The sequence below is a fragment of the Ilumatobacter fluminis genome (assembly GCF_004364865.1).
Lineage (GTDB): Bacteria > Actinomycetota > Acidimicrobiia > Acidimicrobiales > Ilumatobacteraceae > Ilumatobacter > Ilumatobacter fluminis.
Map to the genome: position 1 here is coordinate 1,797,529 of NZ_SOAU01000001.1, position 15,195 is coordinate 1,812,723.

Consider the following 15,195-nt stretch of genomic DNA (forward strand, 5'->3'; position numbering starts at 1 on the left):
CTTCCTGGACCGTCGAGGCCCGACAGGCCGCCCGACGGCGGCGATAGCGTGGGAGGTTCCATGGATCTGGCCCGCATCCGCAACTTCTCGATCATCGCTCACATCGACCACGGCAAGTCGACGCTGTCCGATCGCATCCTCGAGGTGACCGGCGCGGTCCAGGCGCGCGACATGAAGCAGCAGTACCTCGACTCGATGGATCTCGAACGCGAGCGCGGCATCACCATCAAGGCGCAGAACGTCCGGGTCGAGTGGAACGACCACACCTTCCACCTCATCGACACCCCCGGCCACGTCGACTTCGGCTACGAGGTCAGTCGCTCGCTGGCCGCCTGCGAAGGCGTGCTCCTCGTCGTCGACGCCGCCCAGGGCATCGAGGCCCAGACCCTGGCCAACTGCTACCTCGCCCTCGAACACGACCTCGAGATCGTCGCCTGCCTCAACAAGATCGACCTGCCGGCCGCCGACCCCGATCGCTACGCGATGGAGCTCGAGAACGTGCTCGGCATCGCCGCCGAAGACATCCTGCGCATCTCGGCCAAGACCGGCGCCGGTGTCCCCGAGCTGCTCGACGCCGTCATCGACCGCATCCCGGCACCCACCGGTGACGCCGACGCCCCGCTCCAGGCCCTCATCTTCGACTCGCAGTTCGACCAGTACCGCGGTGTCGTCTCGTCGATCCGCGTCATGAACGGCGTCATGAACGCCAACGACAAGCTGCACTTCATGCAGGCCGGCGCCGATCACGAGGCGCTCGAGATCGGCGCCCGTCGCCCGGCGACCACCCCGATGAAGCAGCTCGGCCCCGGCGAGGTCGGCTACCTGATCGCGGGCATCAAGGACGTCGGCGACGCCCGCTCCGGTGAGACCGTCACCACCATGTCCAAGGGCGCCGACACGCCGCTGCCCGGCTACCAGGACCCCAAGCCGATGGTGTTCTCCGGCCTGTTCCCGATCGACGGCGACGACTTCGAAGACCTGCGCGACGCCCTCGCCAAGCTCAAGCTCAACGACGCCTCGATCAGCTACACCCCCGAGTCGTCCGGTGCGCTCGGCTTCGGCTTCCGCTGTGGCTTCCTTGGTCTGCTCCACATGGAGATCGTCAAGGAACGCCTCGAGCGCGAGTTCGGCCTCGCCCTCATCGCCACCGCCCCCTCGGTCGAGTACCGCGTCACGTCGACCGACGGTGAGACGACGGTCGTCAGCAATCCGGCCGAGCTCCCCGTCGTCCAGAAGATCGACACGATCGAAGAGCCGGTCTTCAAGGTCTCCATCATCACGCCCAAGGAGTACACGGGCGCCCTGATGGACCTGTGCCAGACCCGGCGCGGCGAGATGAAGCGGATGGAGTACCTGTCGCCCGAGCGGGTGGAGCTCGACTACGAGATCCCGCTCGCCGAGGTCGTCGTCGACTTCTTCGACCAGCTCAAGTCGCGCACCCAGGGCTACGCCTCGCTCGACTACGAACTCACCGGCTACCAGGCCGCCCACCTCGTCAAGGTCGACATCCTCCTCAACGGCGAACCGGCCGACGCCTTCTCCACCATCGTCCACCGTGAGAAGGCCGAGACGTACGGTCGCCGCATGTGCGAGAAGCTCAAGGAGCTCATCCCTCGCCAGATGTTCGACGTGCCGATCCAGGCCGCCATCGGCGGCAAGGTGATCTCACGCGAGACGGTCAAGGCGAAGCGCAAGGACGTCACTGCCAAGTGCTACGGCGGCGATATCTCCCGCAAGCGCAAGCTGCTCGAGAAGCAGAAAGAGGGCAAGAAGAAGATGAAGGCGATCGGGCGCGTCGAGGTGCCCGGCGACGTCTTCATCTCCGCCCTCAAGCTCGACGACTGACCCGCTCGACGGTCCACCGAACCCGACGGTCGCCGCTCGGGCACCCGGCTCGGTAGCGGGTCACTCGACCTCGACCAGCAGGGTCGGGTCGCCGATTGCTCGGCGGGCGGCCACGTGAGCCGACCCGGCGGCGAGCACCATGGCGAATCCGGCGAGACCGCCGATCAGCGCCGGTTCGAACATGCCGATCAACGACACGCCGGTGGCGACGGCGAACGCCCAGCACGCAGCGGTCGCGATCACCACTCCGATCGCCGAACCGGTCAGTGCGGCGATGACCGCCTCCGTCTGGCTCGACCGGCGCGTCTGTGCAGGCGTCGCGCCGGCCAGGCGCAGCGACGCCAGCTCCGTGCGACGGCGGACGATCGTCATCGCTGTCGTGTTGACCACGGCGATGGCGGCGAACCCGACCGAGATCGCGATCATGATCCACAGCGACCACATCTGGCTGCCCTCGGTACCCATGTCGTTCGCCGCGACCGTCGCCTGCACCATGCCGACGTTGATCGCCGTCATGAGCGCAACCGGTCCGGCCGTTGCGGCCGTTCGGCGTGCGTCGGCCACCACGTTCATCGCGGCGATCGAGCCGGTCGTCGTCGCCCGAAAGGGGAGCGAGACCAATCGAGCCATCGGTCGCACCACGACCGGCCCGAGCATCGACACGCCGATCAGCGCCGTGGCGCTGGCCATGAACACGTAGCCGATCGCCAGGCCGGGATCGTCGTTCGTCGTCGCCGACACGATGATCAACGCGACTCCGCCGGCGGTGAAGATCGACCCGATGACCCAGCGGGTGATGCCGAGTCGGCGCGGTGCACCGTCGGATCCGGTCATGGCCTCGGCAGGCGAGGCGGCTCCGGCCGCTCGTGCGGACGTCATGGCCGCCAGCACGGCGACCAGCCAGGTCGCAGCCAACGACACACCGACCGGCAGGATGTGCCGGCGATACTCGAACTCGGACGGCATGTCGTCGATGCCGGCGAAGACACCGGCCATCGCATCCGCCACGGGGAGCGCGGCGAGTGTGCCGATCACCGTGGCGACGAGCGACACCACGCCCATCTCCCTGATGACGAGCCGCCGGACCTGCCTCGGCGTGGCACCGACGCTGCGGAGCAACGCCATGTCTGCGCGCCGCTGCTCGACGGAGAGCGCCACCGTGGATGCGACCACGAACAGCGAGGCGAACACCGAGATGGCGCCCATCGTCGCGAAGACGGCGATCGGCCCGACGTAGTCCTCGCTCGACTCGCCGTTCAGGATGATCGCCGACGTGAAGAGTGCTGCGCAGAGGCTGAACAGTGCTGCGCCGAATCCGACTGCGACGAACGTGCCGACGAAGACGCCGGTGCGGTGACGGAGGTCGGCGCCGACCAGACCGTTCACGCCAGCTCCATGTCGGCGCTGCGAGCGGCGATCGTCTCGGCGTCGGCCCCGACGAGCTCGCCGCCGATCGTGCCGTCGGAGACGAAGAGCACTCGGTCGGCGAGGGCGGCGGCCGCGGGATCGTGGGTCGCCATGATGATCGACTGGCCGGCGGACACCGACTCGCGCAAGACATCGAGGACGACCCGTCCCGACGCCCGGTCGAGCGCACCGGTCGGCTCGTCGGCGAACAGCACCTGCGACCCGGCGAGGATCGCCCGGGCGATCGCGACCCGCTGCCGTTGCCCGCCGGACAGCTGCGCCGGTCGGCGACGCAGCGTCTCACCGATCCCGAATCGGTCGGCGAGGTCGCGCATCGCCCGCTTGTCGACCTTGTGATCGGCGAGGCGTGCCGGCAGCTCGAGGTTCTGGCGGACCGTGAGCGTCGGCATCAAGTTGTACGACTGGAACACGAAGCCGATCTTCTGGCGCCGGAGCTTGGTCAGCGCCGGTTCGTTGAGGTCGGCGATCTCGTCGCCGCCGACGACGACCGAGCCCGAGTCGGGCCGTTCGAGGCCGGACGCGCAGCGCATGAACGTCGACTTACCCGAGCCGGATGGCCCCATGAGCGCGGTGAACTCGCCTGGCCTGAAGTTGGCCGAGGCGCCGCGGAGGACGGGGACGACTTCGTCGCGACGTCCGTAGGACTTCCTGAGATCTCGAGCGGTGAGCACATTCGTCATCACGTTCGACGGTACGAACCGGCAGACCGATCGCCGACCGGGCGGACCGGTGTCTTCGGGGTGGGGTAGTCCCCACCTCCCGGCGCTCTGCAAGGTTTCTCACCCGTTCGGGTGAACTGCTCGCACCTCGACCTGGGCGGGGATACAGTCCGGAGGAATGAAAGCGTCAGCCTGATGGGCGACCCGAGCGGCCTCGCCGCACCACCCGCCACCGGGCTCGACTGGCTCCCACGCGGTCAGCAGATGGCCGACCTCATCGTCCGGCACGACTGGTCGTCGACACCGATCGGCCATCCGTCCACGTGGTCGAATGCGCTCCGCACCGCGGTGAGTACCTGTCTGTCCTCGAACTTCCCGCTCCTCGTGCTGTGGGGCCCCGATCTCGTCAAGATCTACAACGACGGGTACCGGGAGATGATCGGCACCGAGAAGCACCCGCGTGCACTCGGTTCGCCGGTCGCCGACATCTGGCCCGAGATCTGGGACACGATCGGCCCGATGTTCGACGCCGTCGTCACGACCGGGGTCGCCACCTGGAGCGAGCATCAGCCGCTCCTGATCGACCGCAACGGTTTCACCGAGGAGTGCACGTTCACCTTCTCGTACAGCCCGCTCTACGGCGACGACGGCACGATCAGCGGTGTCCTCGACATCTCGGTCGAGACGACCAAGGAGGTCGTGCAGGCACGTCGCCTCGAATGCATCGCCGATCTCAGCGCGTCGCTGTCGATGCAGGAGCACGCCACCGACGCCTGCGTGGCTGCGATGGGTGCGCTCACCCGCCACTCGAGCGACATCGTCGCCGCCGACATCATGCTCAACGTCGACGGATCACTCGTGCCGGTCGCGTCCAACCGGCGTTCGCTCCAGGCGGCCGGCCGCCTTGCGTCCGCTGCCGCCGAGGTGCTCGACGGCACGCCGCGAACCGTCGGCCAACCCCACCCGGGTTTTCCCGCCGAGCACCGACTCACCCCGCTCACCAACGGGCGCGGCGACGTGATCGGCGTCTTCATCGCGACCCTGAACAAGCTCCGGCCGTTCGATGCCGGCTACAGCCAGTTCGTCGACGTGCTCGCCCAGAACATCGGCAGCGTCATCGAGCGCGCCCAACGCCGGTCCGAGATCGTCGGCGAGCTCCAGTTCGTCAACGAGACGCTGCAGCGAGCGATGCTCCCGGCCGTCCGCGACACCCCGACGATCGCCGCTCGCTATCTCCCGGCGGCCAACAACTTGTCGGTCGGCGGCGACTGGTACGACATCATCGACCTGTCCGACCAACGCCGGGCGCTGGTGGTCGGCGACTGTGTCGGCCACGGCCTCCATGCGGCCACGGCGATGGGCCAGCTCCGCAGCGCTGCCCGAGCACTCCTTCTCGAAGGGTCCGACCCGGGCCGCATGATCGCCTCGCTCGACACGTTCGCGGCATCCATCGAGGGCGGCGCGTGTGCCTCGGTCGTCTGCGTCGTGGTCGACCGTGCCGCCGGCACGCTCGACTACTGCCGCGCCGGCCACCCACCGCCGCTCGTCGTCAACCCGAACGGTGCACGGTGGCTCGATGCGTCGGGCGGTCCGGTGCTCGGGCTCGACCCCGATGCGCCCCGCGCGAACACGACGATCGACTTCGATGTCGACGACGTCCTGCTCATGTACACCGACGGTCTCGTCGAGCGGCGCGGCCGATCGATCAACGACCAGTTCGACGAGCTCGCGAAGCATGCGCTGCTCGTCGCCGACCGCAACGTGACCCAGGTCGCCAACTCGATCCTGCTGATGATGGACACCGACTCGGTCGACGACGACGTCGTGTTGCTCGTCAAGCGCCTCGAAGACGTCGACTGATCGGCGTCCGGTCGGTCAGACCGGGTCAGCCCCAGCCGGCGACGTCGACCTTGGCGACCACCGTGTCGGGTACGACACGGACCACCATCTCGGGCGGCACCGCGTTGCGCTTGCCGAAGGCTTCGGCCTGATCGGCGCCCATGTACCGTCCTCCGATCCGGGTTCCGACGGCCAACAGGTCGTCGGGGTCGGTCGACGTGGTCGCCCGACCGGTGATGGTGACGAAGGCGAACGGCGGACGCTCGTCGTCCCAGCAGAGCGCCACACGCCCGTCGCGCAGGATCGACTTGCCCTTGATCGTGTCGGCGCTCGTCATGAAGACGACGACGTCCTCGCCGTCGGGGCCCGAGCCACGTTCGAGATCGACCCAGACCGGGGCGACGTGCGGACTGCCGTCCTTGCGGACGAGGGCCAGCTTCGCGGTGCGGGCGACGTCGCCGCCCACGAACTCCTGCCACCAACCGTCGGGTGCGTCGTTGTACGCCATACCCCATGCTCGCGTCCCCGACCCGAGCCGCCAAACGCCGAGGTCGTACGATCGGCAGCGGGCACAGGAGGGGGACTCATGGCCGAACACGACCTCGTGATCCGCAACGGCACGATCATCGACGGCAGCGGTGCCGACCGCTTCGGCGGCGATGTCGCCATCGACGGCGGCACGATCACGGCAGTCGGCCGGGTCGACGGATCGGGCCGGCGCGAGATCGACGCCGACGGAAGGGCGGTCGCACCCGGCTTCGTCGACATCCACACCCACTACGACGGGCAAGCCACCTGGGACGGTCGGCTCGCGCCGTCGTCGTGGCACGGGGTCACCACCGTGGTGATGGGCAACTGTGGTGTCGGCTTCGCGCCGGTGTTCGAGCACGACCGTGAGCGGTTGATCCAGCTGATGGAAGGGGTCGAGGACATCCCCGGCACCGCGCTCCACGAAGGCCTGAGCTGGGACTGGCAGAGCTTCCCCGACTATCTCGACGAACTCGACCGCCGTCCACGCGACATCGACCTCGGCGCGCAGGTGCCCCACGGCGCGCTCCGACTGCACGTGATGGGGGAGCGCGGCGCGACCCAACAGCCGGCGACGCCCGACGACATCGCCGAGATGGCTCGACTCGCCGCCGACGCCGTGCGAGCGGGCGCCCTCGGCTTCACCACCACCCGCACCGTCAACCACCGCACGTCGCTCGGCGAGCCGACACCGACCCTGCAGGCCGAGGCCGACGAGCTGATCGGGATCGCAAAGGCCATCGGCGAACTCGGCACCGGTGTGCTGCAGGCGGTCAGCGACTTCGACGACCTCCCGGGCGAGATCGACCTGTTCCGTCGGATGGCGGCCGAATCGGGTCGGCCGATCTCGGTGTCGGTCGCACAGGGTCCCCGTCGTCCCGACGACTGGCGCGACGAACTCGACGCGTTCGCCGCAGCCACGGCCGCCGGCACCACGATGCGCGGTCAGGTCGGTGCCCGCGCCGTCGGCTTGATGCTCGGGCTCCAGGCGACGCTGCACCCGTTCATGTACAGCCCGGTGTACGGCGAGATCGCAGGCCTGCCGTTGCCCGAGCGCGTGAGCCTGATGCACGACCCCGACCTGCGGCGCCGCATCATCGAGACCGCTCGCGTCGAGGACACCAAGCTCGGCAGCCTGGCGATCCAGCGTTACAAGTTCATCTTCCGGCTCGGCGACCCGCCCGACTACGAACCCGATCCGTCGACATCGATCGCCGCCACCGCCGAACGCGAACGTCGCGACCCGGCCGAGGTGGCGTACGACTGGCTCCTCGAGCAGAACGGAACGGCCCTGCTGTACCAGCCGGCGCTCAACTGGGCCGGCGGCAACCTCGACGTCGTGGGCGAGATGCTCCGGCACCCGGCCTCGGTCCCCGGTCTCTCCGACGGAGGCGCCCATGTCGGCACGATCTGCGACGTCAGCTTCCCGACCACCCTGCTCCAGTGGTGGGGGCGTGACCGACCGACCGGTCGTATCCCGCTCGAGACTCTCATCGCCAAGCAGTGCCGCATGACCGCCGAAACGGTCGGCCTGACCGATCGCGGTGTGTTGGCGCCCGGCAAGCGTGCCGACGTCAACGTGATCGACGTCGACGGCCTCCGGCTCCACGCACCCGAGATCGTGCACGACCTGCCCGCAGGCGGCGCCCGCCTCCTCCAGCGAGCGGACGGCTACGACCACACCTTCGTCGCCGGCATCGAGATCATGGCCGGGGGCCACTCGACCGGTGCGACCCCGGGACGTCTCGTGCGCGGCGCCCGCTGAACCGCCGATCGACACCGTGTGTCGTCCGACGTCGCATCGTGACGCGTCCGGCGGCAGGATGAACCGATGGCATCGACGTTCCGGGCAGTGCGCGGCAACCGGAACTCGCAGCTCTTCTTCGCCGGCCTCCTGCTGTCGACGATCGGCACGTGGGTGCAGTTCACGGCGATCGCGATCGTCGTCGACCGCCTCACCGGCAAGGCGACCGCGATCGGCATCCTCACGGCGCTCCAGTTCGCACCGATGCTGTTCTTCGGTGCCTGGGGCGGTGCCGTCTCCGACCGGCTCGACCGACGGAAGATGGCGATCGCGACCCAGTCGATGCTCGCCGTCCAGGCAGCGACCATCGCCGTCCTCGACTTCGCCGGGGCTCTGTCGGTCGGCGCGATCTACGTCCTTACGCTCGCCCTCGGTCTGATCAACGCGCTCGACAATCCGGCCCGGCGCGGGTTCGTCACCGAACTCGTCCCCGAGCATCAGATCGCCTCGGCCGTCTCGCTCAACACCGCCGTGATGACGGGCGCTCGCATCTTCGGTCCGGCGTTGGCGGCGATCCTGATCGACCAGGTCGGACTCGCCACTCAGTGGCTGTTCACGGCCAACGCACTGTCGTTCGCGGCGATCATCGGTTCGCTGGTCCTGCTCGACCCGAGCCGGCTCCATCCGCCACCCCGTGTCGCTCGTGGCGGGACGCCGGTGCGTGACGGACTCCGCTACGTGCGTCGGACGCCGATCCTGTGGGCCACCTTCATCGTGTTCACGGTCGTCTCGACGTTCGGGTTCGACTACAACGTGGTGCTACCGCGCATCGCCAACGAGGTCTGGAACGACGAGGCCTGGTTCGGGTGGACGTTGACAGCGATCAGTGTCGGCAGCCTGCTCGGTTCGCTCGCCACCGCGTCCCGAGATCGGGTGTCGCTCCGGTGGATGGCCGGCATGGGAGCGATCCTCGGCGTGGCACAGCTCGGGTTGGCATGGGCGCCGAGCGGGTTCGTCGCCATCGGCGTCGGGCCGATCATGGGGCTGGGCGCCGCCGGGTTCGTGGCGGCGATGAACTCGATCACCCAGCAGGAATGCCCGCCCGACATGCGCGGTCGAATCCTGGCGTTGACCGCCGTCGCGTTCCTCGGGTCGTACCCGATCGGCGGACCGCTGACCGGCCTCGTGGCCGACACGGTCGGCCTGCCGTGGTCGTTGGCCTACGGCGCCGTGATCAGCCTCGTCGCCGTCGGCGGTTTGGTGTGGTGGGCACTCGGCCGTCACCCCGACGATTCACGCTTCGAGGTCCTGCGCACCCTCCTCGGCTCGTCCACCGCCGTCGCCCCCAGCACCTCCGAACGCCCCTGACCCGACCGGTCGGTTGGTGACGTCGGTTGATGTCAGACATCAACCGACCAGACTCGGCCTCGATCGACATCGTGGGTGTCGGTTGATGTCTGACATCATCCGACGGGGGTACAACTGGGGTATGACCACACGTTCGATCGTCTGGTTCCGGCGCGATCTCCGGCTCCGGGACCACCCTGCCTTGTCCGAGGCGTGCTCCGAGGGGGAGGTGCTGCCCGTGTTCGTGGTCGATCCCGCCTTCGACGGCGCCGGCGCGCCGCGTCGGGCCCTGTTGCACGACTGCCTCGCCGCCCTCGACGACGCCACCGGTGGCGCGCTCGTCGTCCGCCACGGTGACCCTGCCGACGAGATCCCGGCGCTCGCCGACGAGATCGACGCGTCGACGGTCTACGTTTCGAAGGACTACGGCCCGTATGGCCGCAAGCGAGACGAACAGATCGCCGACGCTCTCCGCGGTGCCGACCGCCGCCTCCGCGGCATCGGCTCGCCGTACGCGGTCGACCCCGGCACGGTCCGCAAGGACGACGGCGACCCGTACTCGGTGTTCACCCCGTTCTCGAAGAAGTGGCGTGCGTGCGGCTGGAGCGACCCGATCGACGCGCCTCGTCGTCCGAACTGGATCGAGGCCCCGTCCGACGGCCTCCCCGAGCGACCCGACGTCGACGTCGACATCCCCTCGGCGGGTGAGGACAATGTGCTCGCACGCTGGCGCCGGTTCCGCGACGACGGTCTCGACGACTACGACGAGCGACGCGATCTCCCGGCCGTCGACGGCACGAGCCGGCTGTCGCCGTTCCTCAAGTACGGCGTGGTCCATCCTCGACAGCTGTTGGCCGAGAGCGACGCTCGTTCGAAGGCTCAGGCGACGTTCCAGTCCGAGCTCGCCTGGCGCGACTTCTACGCCGATGTGCTGTTCCACTCGCCCGACAGTGCCTGGGAGCACTGGAACGACAAGTTCGACGCGATCCGCTACGACCACAACCAAGCCGCCAAGAACAAGTTCGAACGCTGGTGTGAGGGCCGCACCGGCTTCCCGATCGTCGACGCCGGAATGCGCCAGCTCGTCGAGTCGGGTTGGATGCACAACCGCGTGCGGATGATCACCGCGAGCTTCCTGGTCAAAGACCTCCACCTCCCGTGGACGTGGGGTGCCCGCTTCTTCCTCCAGCACCTGCTCGACGGCGACCTCGCCTCCAACAACCACGGGTGGCAGTGGGCGGCCGGCTCGGGCACCGATGCCGCTCCGTACTTCCGGGTGTTCAACCCCACCTCGCAGCAGGAACGCTGGGACCCCGACGGTGAGTACGTCCACCGCTGGATTCCGGAGCTCGACTCCGACGACTACCCCGATCCGATGGTCGACCACAAGGCCGAACGCCAAGAAGCCCTCGACCGCTACGAAGCGGTCAAGGGCTCCTCGTCATGATCATCGGGGTGATCGTCGCAGTGATCGTCGCGTTTCGATCGATGTGATCGATCAGGCGGGCAGCATGATCACGCCGTCGATGATGTGAATCACACCACCGTCGAACTCGATGTCGGCCTGAACGACGGTCGCCTCGCCGATCATCACGGATCCATCGTCGCCGACGCTCACGGTGACGTCGTCGCCGAGCACCGGCGTGAGGGTGTCGCCGTCGCTGAGGTCGGCGCTCATCGCCACGCCTTCGACGGCATGAGCGGAGAGCACGTCGCCGATCATGGCCGGGTCGTCGATCAAGGCGTCGAGGTTCTCGATCGCTGCAGCGGCGAACGCAGCGTCGGTCGGCACGAACAGCGTGACCTCGCCGTCACCCGGCAGTTCGTCGGTGTTCGACGCCAGCGTGAGGAAGGTGGTCACGCTCTCCTCGACGGTCGGGTCGGTCAACGCTGCTTCGACCGTCGCATCGGAGTCGGCGGTGTCGATCGTGTCGGACGTGGCGTCGTCGACGGCGTCGGCGACCGAGTCGACCACGTCGTCGGCATCGGTGTCGTCGTCACCGGCGCAGGCGGCCCCGACGAGAGCGAGCGTCAGTGCGGCTCCGGTCGCGGTGAGGGATCGGCGGATCGTGTTGCGGGACATGATGGTCGGCTTCCACGACTCGATCGGCAGTAAACGGGAGATCCCCGAGTTCACGCCGACGGGCGACGTCGTCACACCCCGGCGGGACGGCGAACGGTCAGGCGTCGAAGTCGACGGCGACCGTGTCGGTGAGGGGCGTCGACTGGCAGGTGAGGACGTAACCGCGGGCGACCTCGTCGTCGGTCAGCCCGTAGTTGACCGCCATCTCGACCTGGCCGTCGCGGACGACGGCCTGGCACGTCGAACAGACCCCGCTTCGGCACGAGTACGGCGCGTCGGGCCTCGCCCGCTGGACGGCGTCGAGCACACTGTCGCCCTCGTACACCTCGAAGTCGCTCTGGCGCCCATTGAGCGTCGCAGTGCCGGTCGCCACGACCACCGACGTCTCGGTCACGTCCTGCGGAGCGAGGGTGACCGTGCCCTGTTGCTTGGTGGTGAAGATCTCACGATGGATCGACGCCGGCTCCATGCCGGCGGCGACCAGGGCATCGCGAGCGATGTCGGTGAGTTCGATCGGTCCGCACAGGAACGCCTCGTCGGCATCGGCCGGCAGGAACCCGGCGTCGACCAGTGCGTCGAAACGCGCCCGGTCGGGTCGGCCCGACAGCAGCTCACTCCCGCTCGCCTCCCGGGTGAACGCGAACGCCACGCGCAGCCGCCCCAGGTACCGGTCGTGCAGGTCGTGGACGTCGTCGATCAGCATGGACGTCAGCGAGGTGCGGTTCAGGTAGACGAGTGCGACCTGCGACTCGGGTTCGGTGGCGAGGATCGTGGCGATCATCGAGTAGATCGGTGTGATCCCCGACCCGGCTGCGAAGAACGTGTATCGGCGCGCAACCGCAGGGTCGAGGTCGTGGGTGAAGTGTCCGGTCGGCTCGGTCACCTCGACCACCGATCCGGGCCGGAGTTCGTCGGTGGCCCACGTCGAGAACACGCCGCCGGGCACCTGCCTGATCGCGATGCGCAGTTCGCCGTCGGGTGCGCCCGAGCAGATCGAGTAGCTCCGGCGGACGTCGACACCGTCGAACTCGTGGCGGAGGTTCACGTGTTGACCGTGGGCGAAGCGGAACCGATCGCCGTGCTCGGAGGTGTCGAAGGTGATGATCAGGCAGTCGTGCGGATCGTTGATCGCCGAGGTGACGGTCAGCGGGGTGAACGTGGTGCGGGTGCCCTTGGTCGAGGTCGTCATCGTCACAGCGCCTTGAACGCTTCGAACGGTTCGGTGCACGAGGTGCACACGTGGCTGGCTTTGCACGCCGTGGCACCGAACTGCGACACGAGCCGGGTCCGGCGGGAACCGCAGCGCGGGCAGGCGACCGGGAACTCGACGGGGACGACGCCCGGTTCGGGTGCCGGGGGCGGGGGAGTGATGCCGGCCTGCCGGAGCCGCGTCCGTCCACGTTCGGTGATCCAGTCGGTCGACCAGGCGGGGCTGAGCGTGACCCGGATGTCGGCGACGAATCCGGCGTCGGTGACGGCGTCGGCGACGTCGTCTCGGATCTGCTCGGTCGCGGGGCAACCGGAATAGGTGGGGGTGAGGACGACCACGGCTCGATCGCCGTCGACGTCGACCGAACGCACGATGCCGAGGTCGCCGATCGTGACGTGGGGGAGTTCGGGGTCGTCGACATCGCGGACCAGCCGGTCGAGCGTGTCGAGGTCGACCGTGTCGGTCACCATGTCGCCCCCGGGTGTGCGCGGGCGACCACCTGCATCTCGCCGAGCAGATAGGAGAACGATTCGCCGTGGCGGCCGGCTCGTCCGCCGCTCTGCATCGGCCCGTCGTCCGGCAGATCGAGCGTTGCCTCGGCGAGGGTGGCTTCGACGGTCGAGTGCCACTGCTCGCGAACCCCGGCGGGGTCGGCTGCCACGCCGGCCGCAATGAGTTCGTGCTCGATCTCGTCGGACTCGAACAGTTCGCCGGTGTAGCGCCACAGTTCGTCGATCGCATCCTGCATCCGGGTGTGGCTCTCCTCGGTGCCGTCACCGAGGCGCACCACCCAACTGTGACTGTGGCGGAGGTGATAGGCCGTCTCCTTGACCGCCTTGCCGGCGACCGCCGAGAGCGTGGCGTCGGTCGACGACGTCATCGCCTGCCAGTACGGCAACGCGTACGCGTCGTGCAGGAACTGGCGGCCGATCACCTGGGCGAAGTCGCCGTTCGGGAGTTCGACCAGCAGCGGATTGACGAACTCGTGCTGGTCGCGCCAGTACGCGTAGTGGTCCTCGTCGCGAACCGAGCCGTCGGCGGTCGGGCCCTCGACCTCGCCGGCGTACGTGTACAGCGCGCGGGCCTGGCCGATCAGGTCGAGTGCCAGGTTGGACAGCGCCATGTCTTCCTCGATCTCGGGTGCGTGGGTCACGACCTCGAGGAGCCGCTGGGCGAGTACCAGTGCACGGTCGCCCTGCCGCAGCGTGTAGGTGACGAGCGGCGCCATCACATGTTCGCGACTTCGTCGGGCAACTCGAAGTCGGTCGGGTGGCGGAACGTCTTGTCGGCAGCGGGGTCGAACAGCGACTCGCGATCGTCGGGGTCGGAGGCCGTCACGTCGGACGACTTGACGACCCAGATGCTGACGCCTTCCGACCGACGGGTGAACAGATCGCGAGCGTTCTGCATGGCGAGCTCGGCGTCGGGAGCGTGCACGGTGCCGGCGTGCACATGGCTGACGCCCCGCCGGGAGCGGACGAACACCTCCCAGAGTGGCCAGTTCGAGGTGCTCCCGGTCATGCTGCGGCTCCGTCCTGGCCGGCGGCCGCAGCTCGCTTTGCGGCGTAGGCCGTGGCGGCCTCGCGGACCCAGGCGCCGCCCTCGTGGGCGCCGACACGGGTCGCCATCCGCTCTCGGCTCGCCGGGCCGTTGCCCTTGATCACGTCCCAGAAGTGGTCCCAGTCGATCGGTCCGTGCACGTAGTGGCCCGTCTTCTCGTCGAGGTGTAGGTCGGGGTCGGGGATCGTCAGTCCGAGCAGGTCGGCCTGGGGTACGGTCGCGTCGATGAACTTCTGTCGGAGCTCGTCGTTGCCGAAGCGCTTGATGCCCCACCGCATGTTCTGGTCGCCGTGGACCGACTCGGCATCGGGCGGACCGAACATCATGATCGAGGGCCACCACCATCGGTCGAGCGCGTCCTGGGCCATGGCCCGCTGTGCGTCGGTGCCCTTCGACAACTCGAGCATGATCTGGAACCCCTGCCGTTGGTGGAAGCTCTCCTCCTTGCAGATTCGCACCATGGCCCGGGCGTAGGGGCCGTAGGAGCACCGGCACAGCGGCACCTGGTTCATGATCGCGGCGCCGTCGACCAGCCAACCGATCGCCCCGACGTCGGCCCACGTGAGGGTTGCGTAGTTGAAGATCGACGAGTACTTCTGGCGGCCGGTGTGGAGCCGGTCGAGGAGTTCTTCGCGCGGCGTTCCCAGCGTCTCGGCGGCGCCGTAGAGGTAGAGCCCGTGACCGGCCTCGTCCTGCACCTTCGCGGTCAGGATCGCCTTGCGGCGCAGCGACGGCGCACGGGTCAACCAGTTGCCCTCCGGTTGCATCCCGATGATCTCGGAGTGCGCGTGCTGGGCGATTTGGCGGACCAGCGTCTCCCGGTACCGGTCGGGCATCCAGTCGGACGGTTCGATCCGCTCGTCGGCGTCGATCAGCGCATCGAAGTGTTCGAGCGCGGTGGTGTCGGTCCCCATGGCCCGATGATATGACACACCAACCCCGTTGTCCAGAG

The 15,195-nt window shown here is 68.5% G+C and carries 14 protein-coding genes; 5 read left to right on the forward strand and 9 right to left on the reverse strand.

The genetic code is table 11. The annotated features are described in order from the left end of the window. The first annotated feature begins 60 nt into the window (after positions 1 to 60). Positions 61 to 1,845: a translation elongation factor 4 gene (gene lepA / locus BDK89_RS08095; RefSeq protein WP_133868461.1), complete on the forward strand. Its 1,785-nt coding sequence runs from the start codon at positions 61 to 63 to the stop codon at positions 1,843 to 1,845. Positions 1,846 to 1,905: 60 nt separating this feature from the next. On the opposite strand, the gene BDK89_RS08100 is transcribed toward lepA, so the two are convergent. Together BDK89_RS08100 and BDK89_RS08105 are read right to left on the reverse strand one after the other, a co-directional pair. Further along, positions 1,906 to 3,231, reverse strand: coding sequence for an ABC transporter permease (locus BDK89_RS08100; protein WP_133868462.1), 1,326 nt, complete (start codon positions 3,229 to 3,231; stop codon positions 1,906 to 1,908). Further along, positions 3,228 to 3,953 (reverse strand): ABC transporter ATP-binding protein, encoded by a 726-nt coding sequence (locus tag BDK89_RS08105; RefSeq protein WP_133868463.1) that lies wholly within the window; start codon positions 3,951 to 3,953, stop codon positions 3,228 to 3,230. The genes BDK89_RS08100 and BDK89_RS08105 overlap by 4 nt, the downstream gene beginning before the upstream one ends. Positions 3,954 to 4,127: 174 nt before the next feature. Here BDK89_RS08105 and BDK89_RS08110 point away from each other — a divergent pair, with 174 nt between their 5' ends. Next, on the forward strand, positions 4,128 to 5,792 hold the full coding sequence (locus BDK89_RS08110; RefSeq protein ID WP_133868464.1) for a SpoIIE family protein phosphatase: 1,665 nt from the start codon (positions 4,128 to 4,130) through the stop codon (positions 5,790 to 5,792). Between the two features lie 25 nt (positions 5,793 to 5,817). Here the strand turns inward: BDK89_RS08110 and BDK89_RS08115 are convergent, their stop codons facing one another. Then, on the reverse strand, positions 5,818 to 6,279 hold the full coding sequence (locus tag BDK89_RS08115; protein WP_133868465.1) for a PPOX class F420-dependent oxidoreductase: 462 nt from the start codon (positions 6,277 to 6,279) through the stop codon (positions 5,818 to 5,820). Positions 6,280 to 6,357: 78 nt separating this feature from the next. On the opposite strand from BDK89_RS08115, the gene BDK89_RS08120 reads away from it, so the two are divergent. The 3 genes from BDK89_RS08120 (at position 6,358) to BDK89_RS08130 (ending at position 10,837) form a co-directional block, all read left to right on the forward strand. After that, positions 6,358 to 8,064 (forward strand): N-acyl-D-amino-acid deacylase family protein, encoded by a 1,707-nt coding sequence (locus BDK89_RS08120; protein WP_133868466.1) that lies wholly within the window; start codon positions 6,358 to 6,360, stop codon positions 8,062 to 8,064. Between the two features lie 66 nt (positions 8,065 to 8,130). Further along, positions 8,131 to 9,411: an MFS transporter gene (locus BDK89_RS08125; protein ID WP_133868467.1), complete on the forward strand. Its 1,281-nt coding sequence runs from the start codon at positions 8,131 to 8,133 to the stop codon at positions 9,409 to 9,411. Between the two features lie 121 nt (positions 9,412 to 9,532). Then, positions 9,533 to 10,837, forward strand: a complete 1,305-nt coding sequence (locus BDK89_RS08130; RefSeq protein ID WP_133868468.1) for a cryptochrome/photolyase family protein — start codon at positions 9,533 to 9,535, stop codon at positions 10,835 to 10,837. Between the two features lie 51 nt (positions 10,838 to 10,888). Here BDK89_RS08130 and BDK89_RS08135 read toward each other — a convergent pair whose 3' ends face one another. The 6 genes from BDK89_RS08135 to paaA all read right to left on the reverse strand — a co-directional run bounded on the left by BDK89_RS08135 (position 10,889) and on the right by paaA (position 15,157). Next, a complete protein-coding gene (locus BDK89_RS08135) occupies positions 10,889 to 11,473 on the reverse strand; it encodes a fasciclin domain-containing protein (protein WP_133868469.1) in 585 nt (194 codons plus the stop codon). Between the two features lie 97 nt (positions 11,474 to 11,570). Then, positions 11,571 to 12,662 (reverse strand): 2Fe-2S iron-sulfur cluster-binding protein, encoded by a 1,092-nt coding sequence (locus BDK89_RS08140; protein WP_133868470.1) that lies wholly within the window; start codon positions 12,660 to 12,662, stop codon positions 11,571 to 11,573. A 2-nt stretch (positions 12,663 to 12,664) separates the two neighbouring features. Continuing rightward, a complete protein-coding gene (paaD, locus tag BDK89_RS08145) occupies positions 12,665 to 13,153 on the reverse strand; it encodes a 1,2-phenylacetyl-CoA epoxidase subunit PaaD (RefSeq protein WP_133868471.1) in 489 nt (162 codons plus the stop codon). Then, positions 13,147 to 13,911 (reverse strand): 1,2-phenylacetyl-CoA epoxidase subunit PaaC, encoded by a 765-nt coding sequence (gene paaC / locus BDK89_RS08150; protein ID WP_133868472.1) that lies wholly within the window; start codon positions 13,909 to 13,911, stop codon positions 13,147 to 13,149. Before paaC ends, paaD begins: the two co-directional genes overlap by 7 nt. Further along, a complete protein-coding gene (paaB, locus tag BDK89_RS08155; RefSeq protein ID WP_133868473.1) occupies positions 13,911 to 14,204 on the reverse strand; it encodes a 1,2-phenylacetyl-CoA epoxidase subunit PaaB in 294 nt (97 codons plus the stop codon). Before paaB ends, paaC begins: the two co-directional genes overlap by 1 nt. Continuing rightward, positions 14,201 to 15,157, reverse strand: a complete 957-nt coding sequence (gene paaA, locus BDK89_RS08160) for a 1,2-phenylacetyl-CoA epoxidase subunit PaaA (RefSeq protein WP_133868474.1) — start codon at positions 15,155 to 15,157, stop codon at positions 14,201 to 14,203. Before paaA ends, paaB begins: the two co-directional genes overlap by 4 nt. Positions 15,158 to 15,195 lie beyond the last annotated feature (38 nt).

Bases quoted from the DNA above. Each gene is read 5' to 3' on its own strand.
- lepA (WP_133868461.1), top strand. From the start codon at position 61: ATGGATCTGGCCCGCATCCGCAACTTCTCGATCATCGCTCACATCGAC.
- BDK89_RS08105 (WP_133868463.1), bottom strand. From the start codon at position 3,953: ATGACGAATGTGCTCACCGCTCGAGATCTCAGGAAGTCCTACGGACGT.
- BDK89_RS08110 (WP_133868464.1), top strand. From the start codon at position 4,128: ATGGGCGACCCGAGCGGCCTCGCCGCACCACCCGCCACCGGGCTCGAC.
- BDK89_RS08115 (WP_133868465.1), bottom strand. From the start codon at position 6,279: ATGGCGTACAACGACGCACCCGACGGTTGGTGGCAGGAGTTCGTGGGC.
- BDK89_RS08120 (WP_133868466.1), top strand. From the start codon at position 6,358: ATGGCCGAACACGACCTCGTGATCCGCAACGGCACGATCATCGACGGC.
- BDK89_RS08125 (WP_133868467.1), top strand. From the start codon at position 8,131: ATGGCATCGACGTTCCGGGCAGTGCGCGGCAACCGGAACTCGCAGCTC.
- BDK89_RS08130 (WP_133868468.1), top strand. From the start codon at position 9,533: ATGACCACACGTTCGATCGTCTGGTTCCGGCGCGATCTCCGGCTCCGG.
- BDK89_RS08135 (WP_133868469.1), bottom strand. From the start codon at position 11,473: ATGTCCCGCAACACGATCCGCCGATCCCTCACCGCGACCGGAGCCGCA.
- BDK89_RS08140 (WP_133868470.1), bottom strand. From the start codon at position 12,662: ATGACGACCTCGACCAAGGGCACCCGCACCACGTTCACCCCGCTGACC.
- paaD (WP_133868471.1), bottom strand. From the start codon at position 13,153: ATGGTGACCGACACGGTCGACCTCGACACGCTCGACCGGCTGGTCCGC.
- paaC (WP_133868472.1), bottom strand. From the start codon at position 13,911: ATGGCGCCGCTCGTCACCTACACGCTGCGGCAGGGCGACCGTGCACTG.
- paaB (WP_133868473.1), bottom strand. From the start codon at position 14,204: ATGACCGGGAGCACCTCGAACTGGCCACTCTGGGAGGTGTTCGTCCGC.
- paaA (WP_133868474.1), bottom strand. From the start codon at position 15,157: ATGGGGACCGACACCACCGCGCTCGAACACTTCGATGCGCTGATCGAC.